The sequence below is a fragment of the Actinomadura sp. DC4 genome, assembly GCF_030406325.1.
Lineage (GTDB): Bacteria > Actinomycetota > Actinomycetes > Streptosporangiales > Streptosporangiaceae > Actinoallomurus.
In genome coordinates, this window is sequence record NZ_JAUEQY010000025.1 from 90,441 (window position 1) to 111,131 (window position 20,691).

Genomic DNA, 20,691 nt, shown 5'->3' on the forward strand with positions numbered 1-20,691 from the left:
TGTTCAATCAAGTATAAATTATTCGTCTGCCGGGAGGAACCGATGACGGACCTGAGCGGAACCGGGGCACTGGTCACCGGAGGCGGCAGCGGCATCGGGCTGGCCTGCGCGGCCCGGCTGGCGGCCGACGGCGCGGTCGTGACGATCTGCGGCCGTACGGAGGAGCGGTTGCGCGCGGCGGTCGCGCGCCTGGGCGGGAAGGCCGCCTACGTCGTCGCCGACGTGACCGACGAGGCCGAGATCGCGGCGGCGGTGGGCGAGGCCGCGCGACGGGCGCCGCTGCGCGCGGTGGTCGCGTCGGCCGGCGGCTCGACCTCCATCGGCCCGATCGGCCGGCTCGACACCGCGGCCTGGCGCGCGACGCTGGAGCTCAACGCCACCGGGACCATGCTGACGATCAAGCACGCCGCACCGGCGATGGCCCGTACCGGCGGCGGGTGCGTGGTCGTGATCTCCTCGATCGCCGCGACGCGGACGCACCGCTGGTTCGGCGCGTACGGGGTCTCCAAGGCCGCCGCCGACCACCTGGTGGCCCTGGCGGCGGACGAACTCGGCGGTGCGGGCGTCCGGGTCAATGGCGTGCGCGCGGGCCTGGTGCGCACGGAGATGGTGGCCGGCATCACCGACCCCGGTCCGGTGCTGGACGACTATCTGGAGTGCATGCCGCTCGCGAGGGTGGGCGAGCCGGAGGACGTCGCGGAGGCCGTACGGTTCCTGGCCGGCCCGGAGTCCTCCTGGATCACGGGCCAGCTCCTGAACGTGGACGGCGGCCACCACCTGCGACGCGGCCCGGACTACTCGTCACTGTTCGAACCGGCCTTCGGCGCCGCGGCCCTCCGCGGCCTCCCCCCGGAAGACTGACCGCCCCGCCCGGCACACCGCCCCGCGCCGCGCCGGCCCGCCCAGGCCGACGCTCGCCCTACGACCGCGGCGAGAACGCCCGGACGGCAGCGGGCTCCGCAGGCGGCCGGCCTCTGAGCGTCGGCCCCGCCTCACGTTCGGCCGGCCGGCGGGCGAACGCGCTCTCGCCTCACCGGCCGTGGCCCGACGCCGGATGCGTCTCTTTCGTCGCCGGATCCGGCCTCGGCGTTGACCCGGTGAGCTGGCGATGTTATTTCTGAAGTGATTTCGGAAATTCGTCTCAAATTGGAGGCCGCGGTGGCCACCCCCGACGTCGACGAGCCTCGCGCCGCACCCGCGGATCCCGTTCAGCCCCTCGGGCCGCTCGCCCCCGTACAAGCCGCTCCCCCGCCCGGCCGCACGCTCCCCGGGCTGCCCATGCCGCGCGACAGCGCCCTGCTGACCGACCCCTCCCGCCGGCCCCGGATCATCCGCGAACCACGAGGGCGGTTCCCGTTCCCCGTGCCCAACGGCTGGTTCATCGTGTCCGCCGCGGACGACCTGCAGATCGGCGAGGTGCACCCGCTCTATTACTTCGAGCGCGAACTCGTGCTCTTCCGCGGCGCCGACGGCCGACCGTACGTCCTCGACGCGCACTGCCCCCACCTGGGGGCGCACCTCGCGGTGGGCGGGCAGGTCGAGGACGCCTGCATCCGCTGCCCCTTCCACGGCTGGACCTTCGACGGCGGCAGCGGCCGGTGCGTCGACGTGCCCTACGACGACACCGACCACATCCCCCAGCGCGCCACGATCCGGTCCTACCCCACCGTCGAGCGCAACCGGATGGTCTGGGTCTGGCACCACCTGGAAGGCGCGCCGCCGTTCTACGACGTGCCCGAGGTGCCCGAGTTCGACGACCCCGGATGGTCGCCGATCGTGGCGCGGGACTTCGAGATCGCCACCTGCTGCCAGGAGATGGCCGAGAACAACGTCGACCGCGCCCACTTCCGGTACGTCCACGGCACGGACGCGATCCCCGAGGAGGAGTTCCACGTGGACGGCGCCTACAAGCGCGCGGTCGGCGCCGGAGGCGACTTCGTCCGGGAGGGCTTCGGGCTCGGGCTCGGCGTCCTGCGGCTGAAGGGCTGGACGACCTTCGTCTCGAGTACGACCCCCATCGACCGGGACCACGTCCACGTCCGGTGGATCTTCACTTCGCCGCGTGAGCTCGGGGACGGCGCCGCCGAGAACGCCGCGGAGACCTTCTGCGCCGGCGTCAGCCAGGACATCCCCATCTGGGAGAACAAGGTCTACCGCGACCATCCCGTACTGCGCCCGATGGAGAAGGACATCAGCGAGCACCGCCGCTGGTCCCGCCAGTTCTACTCCGAGGAGACGACGCGATGAGCCGTACGCGCTGGGTCCGCGAGCCCACGGCCGGGACCGGCCTGACCAACTCGGTGCCCCCCCTGCCCGCTCTGGAGGTCGTCTACCTCACCGACCCCGAGACCCTCGCGGAGGTGCTGCCGCCGCCGCTGAGCGCGCCGCCCGAGCCGAGGGTGCACGTACGGATCACCGACATCGACCTGACCTTCGGCGAGTACCGGCACAAGGAGCTCGTGGGCTACTTCGCGGTGGACGCGGTCCTCGACGGCGAGCCCGGCGAGTATCCCCTGCTGATCCCGATCGACATGGAACCCGCGATCGCCGTCAGCCGTGAGCGGTTCGGCGAGCCGAAGAAGCTCGCCGAGATCAGCCTCGACCGCTACGGCGACCGCGTCGCGGGGCGCGTCACCCGGCAGGGCGTGACGTTCATCGAGATCACCGGCCGCGTCGCCGGGACTCTGCCGACCCCCGAGCCGTACCCCGCCCGGCAGTTCTGGTTCAAGTTCATGCCGGCCGCCGAGGGGCCCGGTTTCGACGGCGACCCGCTGCTCGTACGGCTGGAGCAGACGCGCCGCCCCGAGTCGGTGGAGCGCGTCGAGGGCGAGCTGACGCTGCGGGAGCTGGCCTCCTGCCCGGTCGTCGACCTCCCCGTACGGGAGACGGTGTCGATCCAGTGGGTCCGGCGCTCCAGCGAGAACACCCCCAAGGTCGTCGGCCCGGTCGACCCCGTCGCCTTCGCGCCGTTCGCCGCCGCCCGCTATCACTGACGCACGTACGAAGGAGGTTCGCCATGAGCGAGCGCTATGTCCTGATCTCCACCGACAGCCACGCGGGGCCGCCCGCCGAGCAGTACCGGGACTACATCGAGAGCAGGTACCGGCCGGCGTTCGACGAGGCGCAGACCGAGGCGGAGGCGATGCGGCAGCTCGCCGAGACCGACGACACCCGGCGCTTCCTGGACGAGTGGGACAAGGAGATCGGCGAGCACGGCGGGATGCGCGGCGCCTGGGACCCGGTCGTACGCGACAAGGAGATGGACCACGACGGCGTGGCCGCCGAGGTCGTCTTCCCGGACGCGGACTCGGCGGGCGTGGGCGGCGTCGCCAAGACCCCGTTCACCGCCGGGCTCGGCTCGACCGGCGACGACGACCCGGAGCTGACCCTGGCCGGGGCGTGGGCGCACAACCGCTGGCTCGTCGACTTCTGCGCGAACAGCCCGGAGCGCCGGGCCGGGGTCGCGCTCGTGCCGATGCACGACGTGTCCGCCGCCGTGAGGCTCATCGAGTGGAGCGCCGAACACGACCTGCGGGGCGGCATCATGATCCCGACCAAGTGGGGACGGCTGCCCTCCTACAACGACCCGGTGTACGACCCGGTGTGGGCGGCCGCGGCGGCCACGGGCCTGCCCCTGCACACCCACTCCGGCGTCGGCCCCGACCCGGACGACTACGGCTACACGCCCGGCCTGATCGCCATCTACACCACCGAGGCGTACTGGTGGGCGGCGCGCCCGCTGTGGGCGCTCATCCTCGGCGGCGTCTTCGAGCGCCATCCCTCGCTGAAGTACGTCATCGCCGAGAACGGCGCGTGGTGGACGCCCGACATCATCAGCCGCATGGACTCCAAGTGGGAGGGCGACCACGCCACCCGCAAGTTCGGGCCGGCCGCGTTCCGCTCCGGCCTGACCATGCGCCCCAGCGAGTACTTCGACCGCAACTGCTGGATGGCCGCCTCGGTGATGGGTGACGTCGAGGTCGAGCGGCGGCACCTGATCGGCGTCGGCAACCTGCTGTGGGGAAGCGACTACCCGCACCCGGAGGGCACCTGGCCGCACACGCGTACGTGGCTCGCCGAACGCTTCCGCGACGTCCCCCAGGAGGACGTCCGCCGCATCCTCGGCCTGACCGCGGCGGGGGTGTACGGGTTCGACCTGGACAGCCTCGCGCCGCACGTCGCGCGGATCGGGCCGACCGTGACCGACATCCACGGCACATGACCGAGCGCAGCGAGGGAATCGAAGGCACGGTCCGCCCGGTCGCTGCCCCGACGAAGGAGGGCGCATGACCGGCCGGCTCACCGGCTTCGCCGGGCGCACCGCCGTCGTCACCGGCGGCGCGTCCGGCATCGGCCGCGCCCTTGCCGCGGAGTTCGCCCGCGAGGGCGCCACGGTGGTCATCGCGGACGTCGAGCGCGAGGCCCTGGCCCGTACGTGCGACGAGCTGTCCGGCGCCACCGGCGCCACGGTCGCCGGCGTGCCGGCCGACGTCAGCGACCCGGCCTCGGTCGAGGCCCTGGCCGAGACGGTGTACGCGCGGTTCGGCGCGGCGCACGTGCTCGTCAACAACGCCGGCGTCGGGGCGCCCTCGGCCAAGGTGTGGGAGACCACGCCGAACGACTGGCGCTGGGTCCACGGCGTCAACGTGTTCGGCGTCGCCCACGGCCTGCAGTCGTTCGTGCCGCGCATGCTGGCGGGCGGCGAGCCCGGTCACATCGTCAACACCTCCTCCGGTGACGGGGCCGTCAACCCGATGCCGGGCGCGTCGGTGTACGCCGCGAGCAAGGCGGCCGTGGCGACGCTGACCGAGTGCCTCGCCGCGCAGCTCGCCGAGAGCGGGGCGCCGATCGGGGTCTCGCTGTTCCTGCCGGCCGGCGGCCTGCTGGACACCGGCCTGTGGACCGCCGACCGCAACCGCCCGGAGCGGCTCGCCCGCGAGCGCCCGCGCCCGACGCCGGCCGTCACGGTGGCCGGGCTGCGGGCGACGGCGGCCGAGAAGGGCTGGGACCTGCCCGTACAGCCGCTCGACGAGCTGGCCCGCGCGGTGCTCGACGGCATCCTCCAGGGCACCTACTGCATCACGGTGGGGCTGGACGAGGCGGTCGCCACCCTGCACGAGCGCGCCGGCCGGCTGGCGCAGGGCCGCAGCCCCACGGTGACCGACGCCCATGGCATCCTGGCCTGAAACGCCGTCCCCGTGAGGAGAGCCGTGGCCGAGGGCCGAGGATCGCCCCGTTCCGTCCCCGGCCGCGCCGCCGGCCGGGGGCGCGGGCCCGGCCGTCCTCCGCGCATCGACCGGGCGGCGATCGCGCGGGCCGCCGGCGAGATCCCGCTGGAGGAGCTCACGCTCCGGTCGGTGGCCGAGCGGCTGGGCGTCAGCGTGCCGGGGCTCTACCACTACGTGAGCGGGCGCGATGACCTGCTCCGGCTGGCGGCGGAGCAGTCGGCGCTGCGGATGACCCTGCCGACCGACCGCGGCCAGCACTGGGCGGTGTGGTTCTACGAGTGGGCCGACTACATCCACCGGGCGTTCGTCGGCGACGCGGAGTTCCTCAAGCAGTACATCGACGGAGCGGTCGGCGTGGACGTCCAGGCCGGCCACGTCGACGCGGCGCTCGGGCTGTGCGTACGGCAGGGGTTCTCCGAGCGTGAGGCGCTCGAGGCCTATGACCTGGTCTCCGAGTGCGCCCTGGGCGCCGCGATCTCCGAGATCCGGGACCGGAGGGCGTGGGAGGACGACCGGCCGATCGACGTCGAGATCCGGCGGCTGGTCGCCCGGAGGGGAGCGGAGCTTCCGCGGCTGAGCCGGCTCGTCGAGCAGTCGGTGTCGTTCCGGCCGCCGTCGTTCGCCGGGCGCATCCACACGGTCCTCGCCGGCATCGCGGTGCGCCGCGGCGACTCCTGGACCGAGATCGCCGAACTGCTGCGCACCGCCACGGGACACGAGGACCCCGGCTGACCCTCGCACGTCCACTCCCGCTCACTGGGACAGAGCGTGTTCCAGGTCACATTCTTTCCCTAGATTATCTTTTATCAAATAGTCATTAGGGGTCCGCCGCGGTCTCCGGGTGACTCGGTGCCTCCGACGTGACCTCCCGTGCCGAGCCGTCTTCGGCCACGGGAGACGACGTCGCCCCGAGCCTGATCGCCGCCGGCTCCCGAGGAGGCAGCTGTGCGGCGTGTCATCGGCCTTACCCTCATCGGATTCGGCGCCTTCCTCCTGGCCGGCGGCGTTCTCATCCGCTACTACGTGGCCCCCCGCGTCATCCAGGCGCCGACGGACACCTACCAGGTGACGACCCTCCAGGCCCAGAACGCCGCCTACTTCGACGCCGCGAGCCTGCGGATCCGTACGGGCGCCACCGTCACCGCGACCAACACGGTCCGCGGGGACCCGCGCGCGAGCCACGGCGGCACCGCGGTCTGGGACTCCTTCACCGCGATCGAGGATCCCGCGAACAACGTGAGCCTGGACGTCCAGCGGCAACGGCTCGCCTTCGACCGGCGCGACGCCCGGCTCACCAACTGCTGCGGCGTCTCCGTCCAGGGCGATCCCAAGGTGCGGCAGTCGGGCATCGGACTGTTCTGGCCGGTCGACGTGAAGAAGCGGACGTACCAGCTGTTCGACCTCCCGACCAGGCGCACGTGGCCGATCGCCTACGACGGCGAGGAGCGGGTCAACGGGGTACGGGCGTACCGTTTCGTCCAGCACGTTCCCGACACCCGGGTCGTGGGCGCGGTGCCCCCTCTCCCCGGTGAGCTGCTCGGCCTCGGCGCGAAGTCCGGGACCGTGACCGCCGACCGCTACTACCAGGCCGACGTGACCTACTGGATCGACCCGCGCACCGGAGCGCCGCTGAACCAGCGGGAGAAGGTGCTCTCCACGCTGCGCTCGCGTACGGGCGGCGGCCGGCTCGTCGTCGCCGACCTGGACCTGCGCATGGTCGCCAGGTCCCAGCGGCAGCTGCTCGACAAGGCCGACGACGGCGCCCGCTCCATCAGCGTCGTGACCTTCGTGATCCCCCTGGTGTGCGTGCTCGTCGGGCTGGTGTCCATCGCCTGCGGGGCGCTGACCCGCGCCCAGGGAAGGCGCGCCGACCGGGCGAGGCCGGCCGCCGCCGAGCCCGTACCGGCGGAGTGAGCGTGCCGGAGGGTTCGGCGGCGATGGCGGAGCTGTTCGCCGCGGTCCTGGACACGCATGCCGACGGGGCGGCGCTCGTCGAGACCGGCCGGACCCTGACCTTCGGCCGGTGGTGGGAGGAGTCCGGGCGGGTCGCGAGCGGCCTGGCCGAGCTCGGCGCCGGCCCCGGCGACGTGGTGGCCCTCCACCTGCCCTCGGGCTTCGACTTCGCCTGCTGCCACCTCGGCGCGCTGCGCCTGGGCGCGGTGGTCTCCGGCGTCAACCCGCGGCTCGGCCGCACCGAGGTCGGCCACATCCTCGGCCGCGCCCGCCCCGCCGTCCTCATCACCGGCACGCCGGAGGCGGTGCCGTTCGACGGGACGGCCCGTACGCCCGCGGAGCTGGCCGGCCCGCCCGGCGCGGTCCCGTCGGTCGAGGGGGTCCGCGCCGTCCCATGCGACGCGCCCGCCGTCATCGTCTGGACCACCGGCACGACCGGCCTGCCGAAGGGCGCCTGGTTCGACCACCGGGCGCTCCGGTTCATCGCCGAGAACCTAGGGCCGCTCAGCGCCCCGTACGACCGCAAGCTGATGCCGGTCCCGTTCGCGCACGCGGGTTACCTGACCCGGATCTACGACCAGCTCATCCACCGCTCCGCGCTCGTGCTCACCCCTCCGGTCTGGACGGCCGAGGCGATGCTCGACGTCCTCGTACGGGAGCGGGTGACCGTGGGCCAGGGCGTGCCGGCCCAGTGGGAGAAGCTCATCCGCCTCGACCGTCTCGCCGACGCCGACCTGTCGCGGCTGCGCCTGGTCGCCACCGGCGCGAGCCGGGTACCGGCGTCCCTGGTCACCGCGATGCGCGAGCGCCTGGGGTGCCCGGTCGTCGTACGGTACGCCAGCACCGAACTGCCGCTGGCGTTCGGCACGGGGGTCGGCGATCCGCCGGAGATCGTGGCGACGACGGTGGGCCGGCCGCTGGCCGGCGTGGAGGCCGAGATCCGCTCCCCCGCGGGCGAGCCGGTCGCCCCGGGGACGACCGGTCGCGTCGCCCTGCGCTCGCCGGGCGCGATGCGCGGCTACTGGCACGACCCCGGACGCACCGCCCGGACGCTGTCACCGGACGGCTGGATCACGACGAACGACCTGGGCTCCCTGGACGCGGCGGGCAACCTGACCGTCGTGGGCCGCGCCGACGACGTCTACATCCGCGGCGGCTACAACATCCACCCCGCCGAGGTGGAGGCGGCGCTGCTGGCCCATCCGGGGGTGGCCCGCGCCGCCGTCGTGGGCACCCCTGCCCCGGTGATCGGCGAGATCGGCGTGGCCTTCGTCGTACCGGCGTCCGCCTCCTGCCCGGCCGCCGACGAACTGCGTGCCTGGTGCGGCGAACGCATCGCCGACTACAAGCGGCCCGACGTCGTGGTCTTCGTCGACGACCTGCCGGTCAACGCGACCTTCAAGGTCGACGTGACGAGACTCCGCGCCCTCGCCGCGCGGGCGGTGGCGCGCGCCGGTTAGGGCGCGGCGACGAGATCGCGGACGCGGGGGATCACCTGGGTGCCGTACAGCTCGATGGCCGTCATGAGCTTCTCGTGCGGAAGGCCGCCGATGCCGTACTTGAGGTCGAACCGGGTGGCGCCGAGCACGGAGAGGCCGGCCGCGATCTTGCGTGCGACGGTCTCCGGGGAGCCGACGTACAGGGCGCCGTGCGGTCCGATCTCACGTTGGAAGGACGCCTCGGTCGGCACGGCGAAACCGCGGATGGCGCTGTAGTGGCGCAGCACCTTCAGGTAGTAGGGCCAGAACTCCTCGCGGGCCTGTTCGTCCGTGGCGGCGACGTGGCCGGGCGCGTGGACGCCCACCGGCCGCTCCTGGTGGCCGAAGCGCTGCAGGGCCTGCCGGTACAGCTGAGAGAACGGCGCGAAGCGCGCCGGATCGCCGCCGATGATGGCCAGCATCAGCGACATGCCGTGCCGGGCGGCGCGGACCACCGACTGCGGGCTGCCGCCGACGCCGACCCAGACCGGGAACGCCCCGGACTCCGGATAGGGCACGACGTCCTGCTCGTACAGGGCCCCGCGGGTCTTGCCCTGCCAGGTGACCGGTCCGCCCTTGACCAGTTCGGCGAACAGCTCGGTCTTCTCCTCGAAGAGCTGCTCGTAGTCGGCGAGGTCGTGGCCGAACAGCGGGAAGGAGTCCACGCTCGCCCCCCGGCCGAGGATCACCTCGGCCCGGCCGCCGGAGACGGCGTCGAGGGTGGAGTAGCGCTGGAACACCCGTACCGGGTCGTCGGAGCTCAGCACGGTGACGGCCGAGCCCAGCCGGATCCGGGAGGTACGGGCGGCGATCGCGGCGAGCACCACGTCACCGGCCGGCATGGGCATGTCGGGAGTGTGGTGCTCGCCGATCCCGAAGAAGTCCGCACCGGCCTGATCGGCGAGGACGCCCTGTTCGACCACATTGCGGATCGACTGGGCGTGCGAGAGCGGGCGGCCCTCGGCGTCGTCGGTGGCGTCGCCGAAGGTGTCCAGCCCGAGTACGAGCGGAAACGCGGTCGTGGTCATGTCTCTCCTGTGATCTGTCGCCGGAGACCGTTCAGGCGGCCTCGGCGGTACGAACGGCCTGCTCGAAATCGGCTCGGCCCAGGGCCGCCCCGAACACCGGTCCGCCCGGTCCGAGGAGGCGGCCGGACCTCAGGCCCGCCAGCCGTACGGCGTCGTAGCCGATGCGCTCGATGACCGCGGCGACCCGCGCGACCGCGTCCGCGTCGTCGCCGGCGACCCCGAGCGCGCGCCGGTCCGGCGCGCCGGGCGGCCTGCGGTCGGCGTCGAGCTCGTGGTAGCCGAGGTGGTTGAAGGTCTTGACGACCGTCGCCCCGGCCAGCCGTCGCGCGACGATCTCGCTGCTGCCGTACCGGCGGTCCTCGAACATCGGCTGAACACCGTCGACGGGCGGCCAGTAGTTCATCGTGTCGACGACGAGCCGGCCGGCCACCAGGGCCGGGTCGAACGCCGCGAACCTGTGCAGCGGGATCGCGAGCACCACGAGGTCGGCGCCCCGTACCGCGTCGGCCGCCCACTGGGGCGCGGCGCCGGGCGCGAGCACCCCGGTGATGAGCGCGATCTTCTCCGGGTCGCCGGAGGCCGCGATCGACACCTCGTATCCGGCCTCGATCGCCACCCGCGCGATCACGGGGCCCACATGCCCGGCCCCCAGCACCGTGATCTTCACGGGTTCCCCGCTCATGCCGCTTCTCCCTGTCATCCGCCGACAGCGAGCATAAACGGACTTTACCCCGCTTCGTATTCCGGCCGTAGAGTGGACCTCGTGGACCGGCCCGTCATCAGCAGGGGAACGCCCCTCACCGAGCGCGCCGACGCCGCGCGCAACCGGCTGCTTCTGCTGGCCACGACCCGCGAGATGCTCGCCGAGCACGGCGCCGACAGGCTGACGATGGACGACCTGGCCGAACGCGCCGGCCTGGGCAAGGGGACGGTGTACCGCCGCTTCCGCACCCGCGCGGGGATCTTCCAGGCGCTGCTGGACGACGACGAGCGCGCCTTTCAGGAACAGGTGCTCGGCGGGCCGCCACCGCTGGGCCCCGGCGCCACGCCGCTGGACCGCCTCATCGCCTACGGACAGGCCCGGATCGGCTTCCTGATCGAGCACCGCGACATCGCCCGCGCCGCCCTGGACGGCAACCGGCCGGTACCCGCCGGATCGCAGACCCCGATCTCCCAGACGCACATCCGGATGCTGCTCGGGCAGCTGGACCTCGGCGCCCCCGATCCGGACATCCTGGCCGTCCAGCTCACCGGCGCCCTGGACGGCCCGCTTCTGCTCTACCTGTCGTCCGACCTCACCGAGCCCGCCGCCGAGACCGGGGAACGCGTGGCCCGCAGCTGGCAGGACCTCGTCCGGCGCATCTGCCGGCCCTGAGACGGGAAGCCGCCAAGGCTCGGCGGCGTTGCCGAGACGTGCCCTCAAGCTCCGTTGACCTCCGGCCGGCCGACACCGACACGCGCGTCCGGCCGGTCGGGGTGGTCGTGATCGGCGCGGGGCAGGCCGGTCTCTCGGCCGCGTACCACCTGCGGCGCCGGGGCTTCGTGTCGGCGACCGGCCTCGACGACGGCGCGAACCGGGGATTCGTGGTCCTGGACGGCGAGGCGGGTCCCGGCGGCGCGTGGCGGCATCGCTGGCGTTCCCTGCGGATGGCGACCGTGAACGGCATCTACGACCTGCCGGGCATGGCGCGGCCGCAGCCGGACCCCTGTGAGCCGAGCGCCGACGCGCTGCCGAGGTACTTCGCCGGCTACGAGGCGAGACACGAGCTACCGGTGCTGCGGCCGGTCCAGGTCCACGCCGTGGAACGCGTCGACGACGATCCGCGCGGCCGGCTGCTCGTACGGACGAGCGACGGCTCATGGTCGGCACGCGCGGTCGTCAACGCGACCGGGACCTGGACGAAGCCGTTCTGGCCGTACTACCCGGGGCGTTTCGCGTTCGCCGGGCGGCAGCTGCACGTGGCCGACTACGTGTCGGCCGGGGAGTTCACCGGCCGGCACGTACTGGTCGTCGGCGGCGGCATCTCGGCCGTGCAGCTACTCGACGAGATCTCCCAGGTCGCCACGACGACGTGGTTCACCCGGCGCGCGCCGGTCTGGAACGACGGGCCGTTCGACCGGGAGGAGCTCGGCCGCGCCGCCGTGGCGCGCGTGGAGGAACGGGTACGCCAGGGGCTGCCGCCGGGCAGTGTCGTGTCCGTCACCGGCCTGGTGTGGACGCCGGCGCTGCGTGCCGCCGCGGCCCGCGGCGCGCTGGAGCGCCGTCCGATGTTCACCCGGATCGAACGCGACGGGGTGAGGCTCGCCGACGGCGGCTTCCAGCCGGCGGACGCGATCCTGTGGGCGACGGGCTTCCGCGCGGCGCTGGACCACCTCGCCCCGCTGGGGCTGCGCGCACCCGGCGGCGGCGTCATCATGGACAGGACGACGGTCGCCGCCGAGCCGCGCGTGCACCTGATCGGTTACGGACCGTCCGCGTCCACCGTCGGCGCCAACCGTGCCGGCCGTGACGCGGCGAACGGCCTGGCCACCCTGCTCGCCGTGGGCGAGGATCGGCAATGATCGCCCAGGCCGTCAGGCGGAGAGCGCGTCGGCGAGCCGGCGGGCGTGTTCGTCCGGGCCGCCGAAGCACGTCTCCAGGACCCAGGCGCGCTTCAGGTACAGGTGGGCCAGGACCTCCCAGGTGAAACCCATCCCCCCGTGCACCTGCACGCAGGAACGGCCGCCCGACGTCGCGGCGTCGTCGGCGAGGACCTTCGCCGCCGAGACCGCCTCGTCCGGGTCGCCGGCCGCCGGGTCGTCCACCGTCAGCGCCGCCACCAGGACCGCCGCGCGGGCCAGGTCCACCCGTACGAGCGAGTCGGCCAGCAGGTGCTTGACCGCCTGGAACGAGCCGATCGCCCGGCCGAACTGCGCACGTTCTCTCGCGTAGCCGGCGGCCAGGTCGAGGCCGCCCTGCGCCACCCCCACCTGCAACGCGGCGGTGAGGGCCGTGCCGTGGAGCCGCCAGCGGGCGGCCGCGGCGGCCGGGCCGATCCGCCGGCCCCGCGCCTCACCGGTCAACGGGCCGGTCACGTGCCAGACCGGGCTCAGCGGGTCGAGGGGCGTCGCGACCGGCACCGCCTCCAGCCGTTCGGCCGGCAGCAGGAACAGGCCGTCGTCGGTCACGATCACGACGTGGGACGCCAGGCCGAGGTGCTCCACGACCGGCACGGGATCGGCGGTGTCGAGCGTCGTGACGACCGCGCCGCCGTCCGCTGCCCCGGACACCGGGTCGTCCGGCAGGGCGGCCGTCAGGAGGGTCGCCACGAGCGGGCCGGGCACGAGCGAGCGCCCGAGCTCCTCCAGGACGACGGCCGCGTCGGCCAGACCGCGTCCCACGCCGCCGGCCGCCTCGGGAACGGTCAGCGCGAAGACGCCCAGCTTCGCCAGGTCCCGCCAGCCGTCGCCCACGGACGCGGGGGCCTCCGCCGCCGCGCGCAGCCGGTCGGCGCTCCAGGCCCGCGCCAGGTGGTCCCGGAGGCCCGCCCGCAGGTCGCGCTGGTCGGCGTCGAGCGTCAGGTCCATCGCGGCTCCTTCGGCATGCCGAGGACGCGCTCGGCGAGGATGTTCCGCTGGATCTGGGAGGTCCCGGCGGCGATCGTGTACGAGAGCGTGTTCACCCGGTCCTCGACGATCCGGCCGGCGAACGTCCCGGGCAGGTCGCTCATCGCCAGCGAGGCTCGGCCGAGCACGTGCGCGCCCAGGTCCGCGATCCGCTGGCGGCTCTCGGTGAACCGCAGCTTGAACACCGAGGCGCCCCGTACCGGGACCATGCCCGCCGACGCCTCGGAGACGTTCTTGCGGACGAGCGCCCACAGGCCGGTCAGCTCGGCGCTGAGCCGGCCGACGTCGCGGCGCAGCGCGGCGTCGTCCCAGAGGGTCCGGCCGTCCGGCCCGCGGGTCGTCCGCGCAAGGGCCGCGATCTCCTTCAGCAGCGCCATCGAGTCGACCACCTCGCCGATGAAGGCGGTGCCGCGCTCGAAGGAGAAGGTCACCATGGCCACCCGCCACCCGTCGTTCTCGGCGCCGACCCGCGCGGACACCGGCACCCGTACGCCGTCCAGGACCAGCTCGGCGAACTCGTCGCTGCCGACGGCCGTACGGAGCGGCCGGATCTCCACCCCCGGCGTGTCCATCGGCAGGATCAGCCACGTGATCCCCTTGTGCCTGGGCGCCTCGGGGTCGGTACGGACCAGCAGCTCGCAGTAGTCGGCCACGGTCGCGTGCGAGGTCCACAGCTTCCTGCCGTTGAGAACATAGTGGTCTCCCTCGCGTACGGCGGTCGTGCGCAGGGCGGCGAGGTCGGAGCCCGCGTCGGGCTCGGAGAACCCCTGGCACCACACCTCCTCCCCGCGCAGGATCCGGGGCAGGTGACGGGAGCGCTGCTCGCCGGTGCCCTCGGCGATCAGGGTGGGCCCGGCGTGCAGCAGGCCGACGAAGCCGGCGCCGACGTACGGTGCCCGTGCCCGAGCGGTCTCCTCCAGGAAGATCAGCTGTTCGACGGGCGAGGCGCCCGCGCCGCCGAACTCGGCCGGCCAGTCGATCCCGGCGTAACCGGCGTCGAAGACGGTCCGCTGCCACCCCAGGTCGTAGCGGCGGCGGGCGGGCCAGTCGTCACGGCCCGGCTTGGGCGGCAGGGCGGGCAGCGTCTCGGCGAGCCAGGCCCGCAGCCGGTCGCGGAAGGCGAGTTCGCGGGCGGTCAAGCGCAGGTCCACATCGACTCCCGGCGTCCGGTGAACGCGCGGCCGGCGCGCGTTCGCAGAATAGGCCCGTCACCAGCCGCGAAACTCGGGTTCGCGGCGCTCGACGAACGCGCGGACGCCCTCCTGGCCGTCCGCGCTGGTCATGTTGATCTCCGCCGCCTGCGCCTCCTCGACGAGGGCGGTGGAGCGGTCGACGTCCAGCGACCGGTTGATCAGCCGCTTGCCCAGGCCGAGCGCCACCGTGGGACCCGCGGCCAGCCGCGCCGCCCACTCGGACGCCGTCGCGCGCAGCTCGGACGCGGGGACCACCCGGTTGACCAGGCCCATGCGGTACGCCTCCGCCGCCGGCAGGTCCTCGCCGAAGAAGACCAGTTCCTTGGCGCGCTGCGGGCCGACCAGGCGGGCGAGGAGGTACGCGCCGCCGCCGTCGACGACCAGGCCGCGCCGCACGAAGACCTCGATGAACCTCACCGGCTCGGCGGCCAGCACGAGGTCGCACGCGTACGCCAGGTGGCAGCCGATGCCGGCCGCGGTGCCGTTGACCACGGCGATCACCGGCTTCTCGCAGTCGAGGACGGCCGCGACGAGCCGCTGCGCCCCGCCCGCGATCGCCCGTGCCACCGAACCGGCCGGCCGCTCGGGCACGCCCTCCGGCGCGGGCGTGGCGCTCAGGTCGGCCCCCGTGCAGAAGTGCCGGTCGCCGGCCCCGGTGAGGAGGACCACCCGGATCCGCGGGTCGCCGCTCGCCCGGCCGAGCAGGCCGATGATGCGTTCGCGCTGGTCGCCGGTGATCGCGTTGCCGGATCTCGGGCGGTCGAGGGTCAGCCACGCGACGCCGTCCGAGGAGACCTCCCACCGGAGGTCGCCGGACTCCTCGGCCACCGGACACCACCGCCCTTCAATTGATTTAATATATAACATCAAATAGCGCGCACGGCGAAGGGTGAGACGCGTGAACGAGAAGGTCTACATCCACGAGTTCATCTCCATCACCCGCCAGAACCGCGCCCGCTACATGCACCACATGGCCGCGAACTGGAGCCCGATCGCGCAGGAGGCACGGCAGCAGCTCTGCTACGGCGTCTGGGGCGTCGTCGGCTCCACCGGGCACTGGCCCCAGGTCGTGAACATCTGGGAGGAGGACGGCTTCGACGGGCTGGCCGCCTCCTTCCGCCTCGAACTCGGCAACGCGCGGCTCCAGGACCCCGCCCTGGAGAAGTGGTGGGCGGCGGCGGCGGACCTGCGGTCGGGCGGCTTCGACCGCCTGATCGTCCCCCACCCGGACACGCTGACCATCGAGGAGCTGTGCGCCGAGCAGGCCGGCGGCGAGGTCTACGCTCACGAGCTGGTCAAGGTCACACCCGGCACCGCCCGCCGGTTCCTCGACACGGCGCTGGACGGGGCGCGCGGGGTCCTCGGCCGCGCGGGCTGGCGGCTCGCCGGGGCGTGGTCGACCGCGATGCGAGACGACGACGAGTGCGTCCTGCTCTGGAGCATCCCGACCTGGGAGGCCTGGGCGGCGGTCGAGCGCGAGGCGGCCGGCGGGCGCGGCCCGATGCCCGGCGACGCGGCGCTCGTCCGCGGGCGCGAGCGCATCCTGCTCGTCGACTCCCCGCTGTCGCCGCTGCGCACCGGCCGCCAGCCCTCGCGCGATGACCGTACCGACTGGGTGGACTGAACCCCCCTCAGCGCGTGCCGAGGACGGAGACGAAGCTCACCATCTCGCCCGGGTAGCCGCCCAGGTTCTGGGTCAGCGCGAGGGACCGCGACCCGTACGTGGAGATCCGGCGCTCCGGCGGCGCCTCGCCACGGAGCTGCAGCCACGCCTCGAACACCATGCGCAGTCCCGAGGCCCCGGTCGGGTGCCCGAAGGACTTCAGGCCACCGTCGGGGTTGACCGGCAGCTCGCCCTCCCGGTCGAAGTCGCCCGCCAGCACCCGCTTCCAGGCGGTCCCGCGGTCGGCCAGGCCCAGGTCCTCCATCAGCACCAGCTCGGTCGGCGTGAAACAGTCGTGTACCTCGGCCATCGCGAGCTCGTCGCGGGGCGAGACGACGCCCGCCTGCCGGTACGCGTCGGCGGCGGACGCGGCGACCTCGGGAAACGTCGTGTAGTCATACTCCGGGTCGGTCAGGCCCGACCCGTCGCCCGCCACCAGGGACAGCGCCTTGATCAGCAGCGGCCGGTCCGTGTACCGGTGCGCCTCCTCGGCCCGTACGACGACGGCCGCCGCCGCCCCGTCCGCGACGCCCGCGCAGTCATAGACCGAGAGCCCGCCCGCCACCGGCGGCATCGCGCTGAGCCGCTCGACGGACATCTCCTTGCGGAACTGCGCCCGGGGGTTGCGCGCCCCGTTGGCGTGGTTCTTGGCCGCGATCCGGGACAGCACGGCGCGCATGTCCTCCTCGCTCACCCCGAAGCGGCGGCCGTAGGCCGGGGCGACCATCGAGAACATCGCGGCGGCGGTCAGCGTGCGCTGCGTCCCGTCGCCGGGGATCGGGAACGCGTTGAGCCCCTGGTAGCCCGAGTCCTTCACCTTCTCGACGCCGACCGCCATCGCGACGTCGTACGCGCCGCTCGCCACGGCGTACGCGGCCTGGCGCAGTGCCTCCGAGCCGGTGGCGCAGAAGTTCTCCACCCGGGTGACGGGCCGGTCCCGCAGCCGCAGCGGGCGGGACAGGGTCAGGCCGCTCATCCCGGACTGCGCCGTACCGAGCCAGTAGGCGTCGACCCGCTCCCGGTCCACCCCGGCCGAGCCGTACGCCTCGTGCACCGCCGCGACGAGGAGTTCGTCGACGCCCTTGTCCCAGTGCTCGCCGAACCTCGTGCAGCCCATGCCCACGATCGCGACGCGGTCCTTGATCCCGTTCGAGGTCACCTCACCGCTCCTCTCCCGGTGCGCGGACCGGCCGGGCCTTCCAGAAGTAGTTGTGCACGCCCTCGGCGGTGAACAGCCGGCGGAACGTCATCTCGACCCGGCCGCCCACCCGCACCTCGTCCTCCTCGACGTCGGTCAGCTCGACCGGCAGCCGCCCGCCGCCGTCGAAGTCCACGACCGCGAACACCACCGGCGGGCTCGGGGAGTAGGCGAGCCGGTCCACGGTGAAGGCCGCGATCGTCCCGGTGGCGTCGGCCATCGGGCGGTGGACCTCGTCCAGCGGCGACGGCGGCAGCCGTACGGTCCGGCCCTCCTGCGACCCGACGAGGCCGTACTTCCAGTCGCGGCCCCGCGCGGCGGCCGACGCGGAGGGCCGCGCGGGCGCCGGCCGCCGTGGCGGCTCGACCCGCAGCTGCCCCCGCCACCGCAGGTAGGTGCCGTAGCCCACCGGTCCGCCCGCCTCCGCCTGGGCGCGCACCCGCTCGGCCGCGGGCGGCGCGTGGTCCGCGAGTGCGCCGGTCGTACGGAAGACGGCCGCGTCCGCGCCGTCGGCGAGCGTGAGCAGGACGACGATCCGGTCCGCCCCGCCGCTCTCCAGTGCCGCGGCCAGCAGGAGCGCGGGCTGGGCGGCCCCGACGTTGCCGACGGTCGCGTCGAGCCGGTCCGCGATCCGGGCGGGCGGGACGCCGGAGCGCGCGGCGACGGCGCCCGCCGCCCGTCCGTGGAGCCCGGCCACGATGAGGGTGCCCACGTCCTCCGGGCCGAGGCCGGCCGCGCCCAGCGCGAGCGTGAGCGCCTCGATGCCGAGCCCGGTGTACCGGCCGGCGCCGAACCGCTCCTCCCACAGGTGCGAGGCCGCCTCCCCCGGGGCGCGCCACCGGTCGAGGAACTCCTCGGTGAGCGAGGTCCAGCCCAGCGACTCCGCGAGCAGCGGCCCGTCCGCGTCCGACCCCACGAGCAGCGCCGCCGCGCCGTCGCCGCCGGCCGCCTCGTCGGCGCCGCCCGGCGCTCCGGTACGCCGGTCGGCGGCCACGACGAGGGACGGCTCGGCGGCGGCGAGCCCCGCGCGCAGCGCGCCGGAGGCCGAGCGGACCGCCCCGGCCAGGTCGTACGCGGCGACACTCGGGTCGAGGCGCAGCGCGGCGTGCAGCGCGGCGGCGTTCGTGCGGTCCGCGTACGCGGGGTCGGTCGTGGCGAACCACAGGGCGCCCGGCGGGCATGCGGCCCCGCGCAGCGCGCGCCGCGCCGCCGCCACGCCCATGGTCGTGGTGTCCTCGTCGTAGGAGGCGACGGTACGGAATCCCGTGCCGCCCCCGGCGCCGGCGACGGGCCCGATCCCGGCGCGGTCGAGCCGCCCGTACGGCAGATAGCTCCCCCACCCCAGGATTCCGCGCATACATCTCATCGTAGTTGTAAATTGCATAAAAGATATAACCTACGATTGGACTCCAGTCATGACGTTCGACACGGCGGACGCCCCGGCCGGGCCGCTCGACGGCGTCCGTGTCCTGGCGCTCGAGCAGATGCAGGCCCTCCCCTACGCGACCCAGCTGCTCGGCCGGCTCGGCGCCGACGTCGTCAAGGTCGAGCCGCCGAAGGGCGGCGACTCGGGGCGCGCCTCGCTGCCCGCCATGACGGACCCGGCGGGCCGCCGCGTCGGGGCCACGTTCCTGCGCAACAACCTGGGCAAACGCAGCATCTGCGTGGACCTGAAGGACCCGCGGGGCCGCGACCTGGTGCTCCGCCTCGCGCCCCGGTTCGACGTGATCGCCGAGAACTCCCGGCCCGGCACGATGGCCCGGCTCGGCGTCGGCTACGACGACGTCGCCGCGGTCCACCCGGCCGGTGTCTACGTCTCGGTGTCCGGGTTCGGCGGCCTCGACGCGGGTCCGTACCAGGAGTGGCCCGCCTTCGCCCCGATCGTCGAGGCCATGTCCGGCATCTACGAGATGAAGCGCACCGGCGATCGGGCGCCGTCCGTCGCCCCGGTCGGCGCGCTCGGCGACATCGGCGCGGCGCTGTTCGCCACCGTCGGCATCCTCGCCGCGCTCCGCCACCGGGAGCACACCGGCCGGGGCCAGTACGTCGACATCGCGATGTTCGACGCGATGATCGCCATGACGGACATCGTCACCAACTTCTGGTCCATGGGCCTGCGGAACGGCGACCTCGGCCCGCTGATCATGCACGGCTTCCGCGCCGAGGACGGCTGGTTCGTCCTGCAGGTCGCCCGCGAGGCGCACTTCGCCCGGCTCGCCGGCCTGATCGGGCGCCCGGAGTGGCGGACCGACCCACGCCTGGCCACGCGGCAGGGCTGGGTCGACCATCTCGAAACGGTCATCCGGCCCGCCGTGGAGGGCTGGGCGGCCGGGCTGACCAAGGTCGAGGCCTGCCGGGCGCTCGGCGCGGCCGGCATCGCCGCCGGCCCGTGCCTGTCCGACGAGGAGGTCGTCGCGGACCCGCACGTGGCCGCGCGGAACATGCTCGTCGAGGTGCCGCGCACCGACGGCGTACCGCAACCGGTCCTGGTCCCGGGCAACCCGGTGAAGATGAGCGCGGCGCCTTCCGCGCGCCGCGCCGGCGGGGCGCGCGAGGAGCACCGGCCGCCCTGGCTCGGGGAGCACACCGCGGCGGTCCTGACCGCCGAGCTCGGCCTGTCCCCCGGCGAGATCGACGCGCTGACGGCCGACGGCGTGATCGCCTGAAGGCCCGGACGATAGGATTCGAGGCGGCCCCCAGGGAGAGAAACTCGTCCTCGATGACCGAACGCAGTCTGCGCGAGCAACGCCGCGAACGCCGGCGGGCGCTGAGCAAGGACCAGATCCTCGACGCGGCCGAGCGGGTCTTCGCCCGTAAGGGCTTTCACGAGGCGGCGCTACGCGAGATCGCCGAGCTGGCGGAGTTCTCGGTCGGCGCCGTCTACGGCTTCTTCCCCGGCAAGGACGACATCTACCGGGAGATCTTCCTGCGCCGGGCCGCGGAGTTCCTGCCGGGCATGCGCGGGGTGCTGTCGACCGACGCGCCGCCGCGGCGGCAGCTGCTCGACCTCGCCGACTGGCAGGTCGGTTTCTTCCGCCGCTTTCCGGAGTTCGGCCGGCTGGTGCTGCGCGGCGGCTCGATCGCGCCGCCGCTGTCCGAGCCGCACGGCGACAGTCAGATCCTGCACAACTTCCAGACCGCCCAGCAGATGCAGGCCGACCTGTTCGAGCGCGGCCGGCGGGCGGGTGAGCTCCGCGCCGGAGACCCCCCGCTGCTGTCGCGGATGTTCTCCGGGCTGGTCAGCGCGTTCCAGGCCGTGGAGCTGTCCGCGGACGCGCCGGCGGGCGACCTCGCGCGGCTCCACGAGGTGATCGAGGCCGCGTTCGTCGTGGCTGGAGAGTAGG

General features: G+C 73.8%; 20 protein-coding genes. 13 read left to right on the forward strand and 7 right to left on the reverse strand.

Annotation, left to right across the window (positions count from 1 at the left end; all coding sequences use genetic code 11):
* Positions 1-42 precede the first annotated feature (42 nt).
* The 8 genes from QWU11_RS33690 (at position 43) to QWU11_RS33725 (ending at position 8,641) form a co-directional block, all read left to right on the forward strand.
* Positions 43-861 carry an SDR family oxidoreductase gene (locus QWU11_RS33690; protein ID WP_290118538.1) on the forward strand — a complete coding sequence of 273 codons (819 nt, stop codon included), beginning with the start codon at positions 43-45 and terminating at the stop codon, positions 859-861.
* Between the two features lie 297 nt (positions 862-1,158).
* Positions 1,159-2,247 (forward strand): Rieske 2Fe-2S domain-containing protein, encoded by a 1,089-nt coding sequence (locus QWU11_RS33695; RefSeq protein ID WP_290118539.1) that lies wholly within the window; start codon positions 1,159-1,161, stop codon positions 2,245-2,247.
* Complete coding sequence (locus QWU11_RS33700) at positions 2,244-2,993, forward strand: acetoacetate decarboxylase family protein (RefSeq protein WP_290118540.1); 750 nt, start codon at positions 2,244-2,246, stop codon at positions 2,991-2,993. The genes QWU11_RS33695 and QWU11_RS33700 overlap by 4 nt, the downstream gene beginning before the upstream one ends.
* Positions 2,994-3,016: 23 nt before the next feature.
* Complete coding sequence (locus QWU11_RS33705) at positions 3,017-4,222, forward strand: amidohydrolase family protein (RefSeq protein WP_290118541.1); 1,206 nt, start codon at positions 3,017-3,019, stop codon at positions 4,220-4,222.
* A gap of 64 nt (positions 4,223-4,286) precedes the next feature.
* Complete coding sequence (locus QWU11_RS33710; protein WP_290118542.1) at positions 4,287-5,186, forward strand: SDR family NAD(P)-dependent oxidoreductase; 900 nt, start codon at positions 4,287-4,289, stop codon at positions 5,184-5,186.
* A gap of 24 nt (positions 5,187-5,210) precedes the next feature.
* On the forward strand, positions 5,211-5,960 hold the full coding sequence (locus QWU11_RS33715) for a TetR family transcriptional regulator (RefSeq protein ID WP_290118543.1): 750 nt from the start codon (positions 5,211-5,213) through the stop codon (positions 5,958-5,960).
* A 213-nt stretch (positions 5,961-6,173) separates the two neighbouring features.
* Positions 6,174-7,142: a DUF3068 domain-containing protein gene (locus tag QWU11_RS33720; protein WP_290118544.1), complete on the forward strand. Its 969-nt coding sequence runs from the start codon at positions 6,174-6,176 to the stop codon at positions 7,140-7,142.
* A 2-nt stretch (positions 7,143-7,144) separates the two neighbouring features.
* Positions 7,145-8,641, forward strand: coding sequence for a class I adenylate-forming enzyme family protein (locus QWU11_RS33725; protein WP_290118545.1), 1,497 nt, complete (start codon positions 7,145-7,147; stop codon positions 8,639-8,641).
* Here QWU11_RS33725 and QWU11_RS33730 read toward each other — a convergent pair.
* Positions 8,638-9,687 carry an LLM class flavin-dependent oxidoreductase gene (locus QWU11_RS33730; protein WP_290118546.1) on the reverse strand — a complete coding sequence of 350 codons (1,050 nt, stop codon included), beginning with the start codon at positions 9,685-9,687 and terminating at the stop codon, positions 8,638-8,640. The two genes, QWU11_RS33725 and QWU11_RS33730, sit on opposite strands and share 4 nt — an antisense overlap.
* Positions 9,688-9,718: 31 nt before the next feature.
* Positions 9,719-10,369 (reverse strand): NAD(P)-binding domain-containing protein, encoded by a 651-nt coding sequence (locus QWU11_RS33735; protein WP_290118547.1) that lies wholly within the window; start codon positions 10,367-10,369, stop codon positions 9,719-9,721.
* A gap of 81 nt (positions 10,370-10,450) precedes the next feature.
* Here QWU11_RS33735 and QWU11_RS33740 point away from each other — a divergent pair, with 81 nt between their 5' ends.
* Together QWU11_RS33740 and QWU11_RS33745 are read left to right on the forward strand one after the other, a co-directional pair.
* Positions 10,451-11,062 (forward strand): TetR/AcrR family transcriptional regulator, encoded by a 612-nt coding sequence (locus QWU11_RS33740; protein WP_290118548.1) that lies wholly within the window; start codon positions 10,451-10,453, stop codon positions 11,060-11,062.
* 38 nt (positions 11,063-11,100) lie between these two features.
* Positions 11,101-12,249, forward strand: a complete 1,149-nt coding sequence (locus tag QWU11_RS33745; protein WP_290118549.1) for an NAD(P)-binding domain-containing protein — start codon at positions 11,101-11,103, stop codon at positions 12,247-12,249.
* Between the two features lie 12 nt (positions 12,250-12,261).
* Here the strand turns inward: QWU11_RS33745 and QWU11_RS33750 are convergent, their stop codons facing one another.
* Genes QWU11_RS33750 through QWU11_RS33760 form a run of 3 tightly spaced genes read right to left on the reverse strand, consistent with a single transcriptional unit; the run spans position 12,262 to position 15,314 of the window.
* Positions 12,262-13,254, reverse strand: a complete 993-nt coding sequence (locus tag QWU11_RS33750) for an acyl-CoA dehydrogenase family protein (protein ID WP_290118550.1) — start codon at positions 13,252-13,254, stop codon at positions 12,262-12,264.
* Entirely contained in the window at positions 13,245-14,444 is a 1,200-nt protein-coding gene (locus QWU11_RS33755) for an acyl-CoA dehydrogenase family protein (RefSeq protein WP_290118551.1), read from the reverse strand. The genes QWU11_RS33750 and QWU11_RS33755 overlap by 10 nt, the downstream gene beginning before the upstream one ends.
* Positions 14,445-14,501: 57 nt before the next feature.
* The gene (locus QWU11_RS33760) at positions 14,502-15,314 is read right to left on the reverse strand and encodes an enoyl-CoA hydratase-related protein (RefSeq protein WP_290118552.1); all 813 of its coding nucleotides are present in this window, start codon (positions 15,312-15,314) and stop codon (positions 14,502-14,504) included.
* 70 nt (positions 15,315-15,384) lie between these two features.
* On the opposite strand from QWU11_RS33760, the gene QWU11_RS33765 reads away from it, so the two are divergent.
* Positions 15,385-16,110: a hypothetical protein gene (locus QWU11_RS33765; protein WP_290118553.1), complete on the forward strand. Its 726-nt coding sequence runs from the start codon at positions 15,385-15,387 to the stop codon at positions 16,108-16,110.
* A 7-nt stretch (positions 16,111-16,117) separates the two neighbouring features.
* Here QWU11_RS33765 and QWU11_RS33770 read toward each other — a convergent pair whose 3' ends face one another.
* Both QWU11_RS33770 and QWU11_RS33775 read right to left on the reverse strand, forming a co-directional pair.
* On the reverse strand, positions 16,118-17,308 hold the full coding sequence (locus QWU11_RS33770) for an acetyl-CoA acetyltransferase (RefSeq protein ID WP_290118554.1): 1,191 nt from the start codon (positions 17,306-17,308) through the stop codon (positions 16,118-16,120).
* A gap of 1 nt (position 17,309) precedes the next feature.
* Positions 17,310-18,704 (reverse strand): OB-fold domain-containing protein, encoded by a 1,395-nt coding sequence (locus tag QWU11_RS33775; protein ID WP_290118555.1) that lies wholly within the window; start codon positions 18,702-18,704, stop codon positions 17,310-17,312.
* A gap of 58 nt (positions 18,705-18,762) precedes the next feature.
* On the opposite strand from QWU11_RS33775, the gene QWU11_RS33780 reads away from it, so the two are divergent.
* Both QWU11_RS33780 and QWU11_RS33785 read left to right on the forward strand, forming a co-directional pair.
* Positions 18,763-20,013: a CoA transferase gene (locus QWU11_RS33780; protein WP_290118556.1), complete on the forward strand. Its 1,251-nt coding sequence runs from the start codon at positions 18,763-18,765 to the stop codon at positions 20,011-20,013.
* Between the two features lie 53 nt (positions 20,014-20,066).
* A complete protein-coding gene (locus tag QWU11_RS33785) occupies positions 20,067-20,690 on the forward strand; it encodes a TetR/AcrR family transcriptional regulator (protein ID WP_290118557.1) in 624 nt (207 codons plus the stop codon).
* Position 20,691: the final 1 nt, after the last annotated feature.

What these genes read in the sequence shown, in the direction of transcription:
- QWU11_RS33785 (WP_290118557.1), top strand. Translation starts at nt 20,067, where the DNA reads ATGACCGAACGCAGTCTGCGCGAGCAACGCCGCGAACGCCGGCGGGCG.
- QWU11_RS33750 (WP_290118550.1), bottom strand. Translation starts at nt 13,254, where the DNA reads ATGGACCTGACGCTCGACGCCGACCAGCGCGACCTGCGGGCGGGCCTC.
- QWU11_RS33700 (WP_290118540.1), top strand. Translation starts at nt 2,244, where the DNA reads ATGAGCCGTACGCGCTGGGTCCGCGAGCCCACGGCCGGGACCGGCCTG.
- QWU11_RS33730 (WP_290118546.1), bottom strand. Translation starts at nt 9,687, where the DNA reads ATGACCACGACCGCGTTTCCGCTCGTACTCGGGCTGGACACCTTCGGC.
- QWU11_RS33780 (WP_290118556.1), top strand. Translation starts at nt 18,763, where the DNA reads ATGACGTTCGACACGGCGGACGCCCCGGCCGGGCCGCTCGACGGCGTC.
- QWU11_RS33775 (WP_290118555.1), bottom strand. Translation starts at nt 18,704, where the DNA reads ATGCGCGGAATCCTGGGGTGGGGGAGCTATCTGCCGTACGGGCGGCTC.
- QWU11_RS33705 (WP_290118541.1), top strand. Translation starts at nt 3,017, where the DNA reads ATGAGCGAGCGCTATGTCCTGATCTCCACCGACAGCCACGCGGGGCCG.
- QWU11_RS33710 (WP_290118542.1), top strand. Translation starts at nt 4,287, where the DNA reads ATGACCGGCCGGCTCACCGGCTTCGCCGGGCGCACCGCCGTCGTCACC.
- QWU11_RS33735 (WP_290118547.1), bottom strand. Translation starts at nt 10,369, where the DNA reads ATGAGCGGGGAACCCGTGAAGATCACGGTGCTGGGGGCCGGGCATGTG.
- QWU11_RS33690 (WP_290118538.1), top strand. Translation starts at nt 43, where the DNA reads ATGACGGACCTGAGCGGAACCGGGGCACTGGTCACCGGAGGCGGCAGC.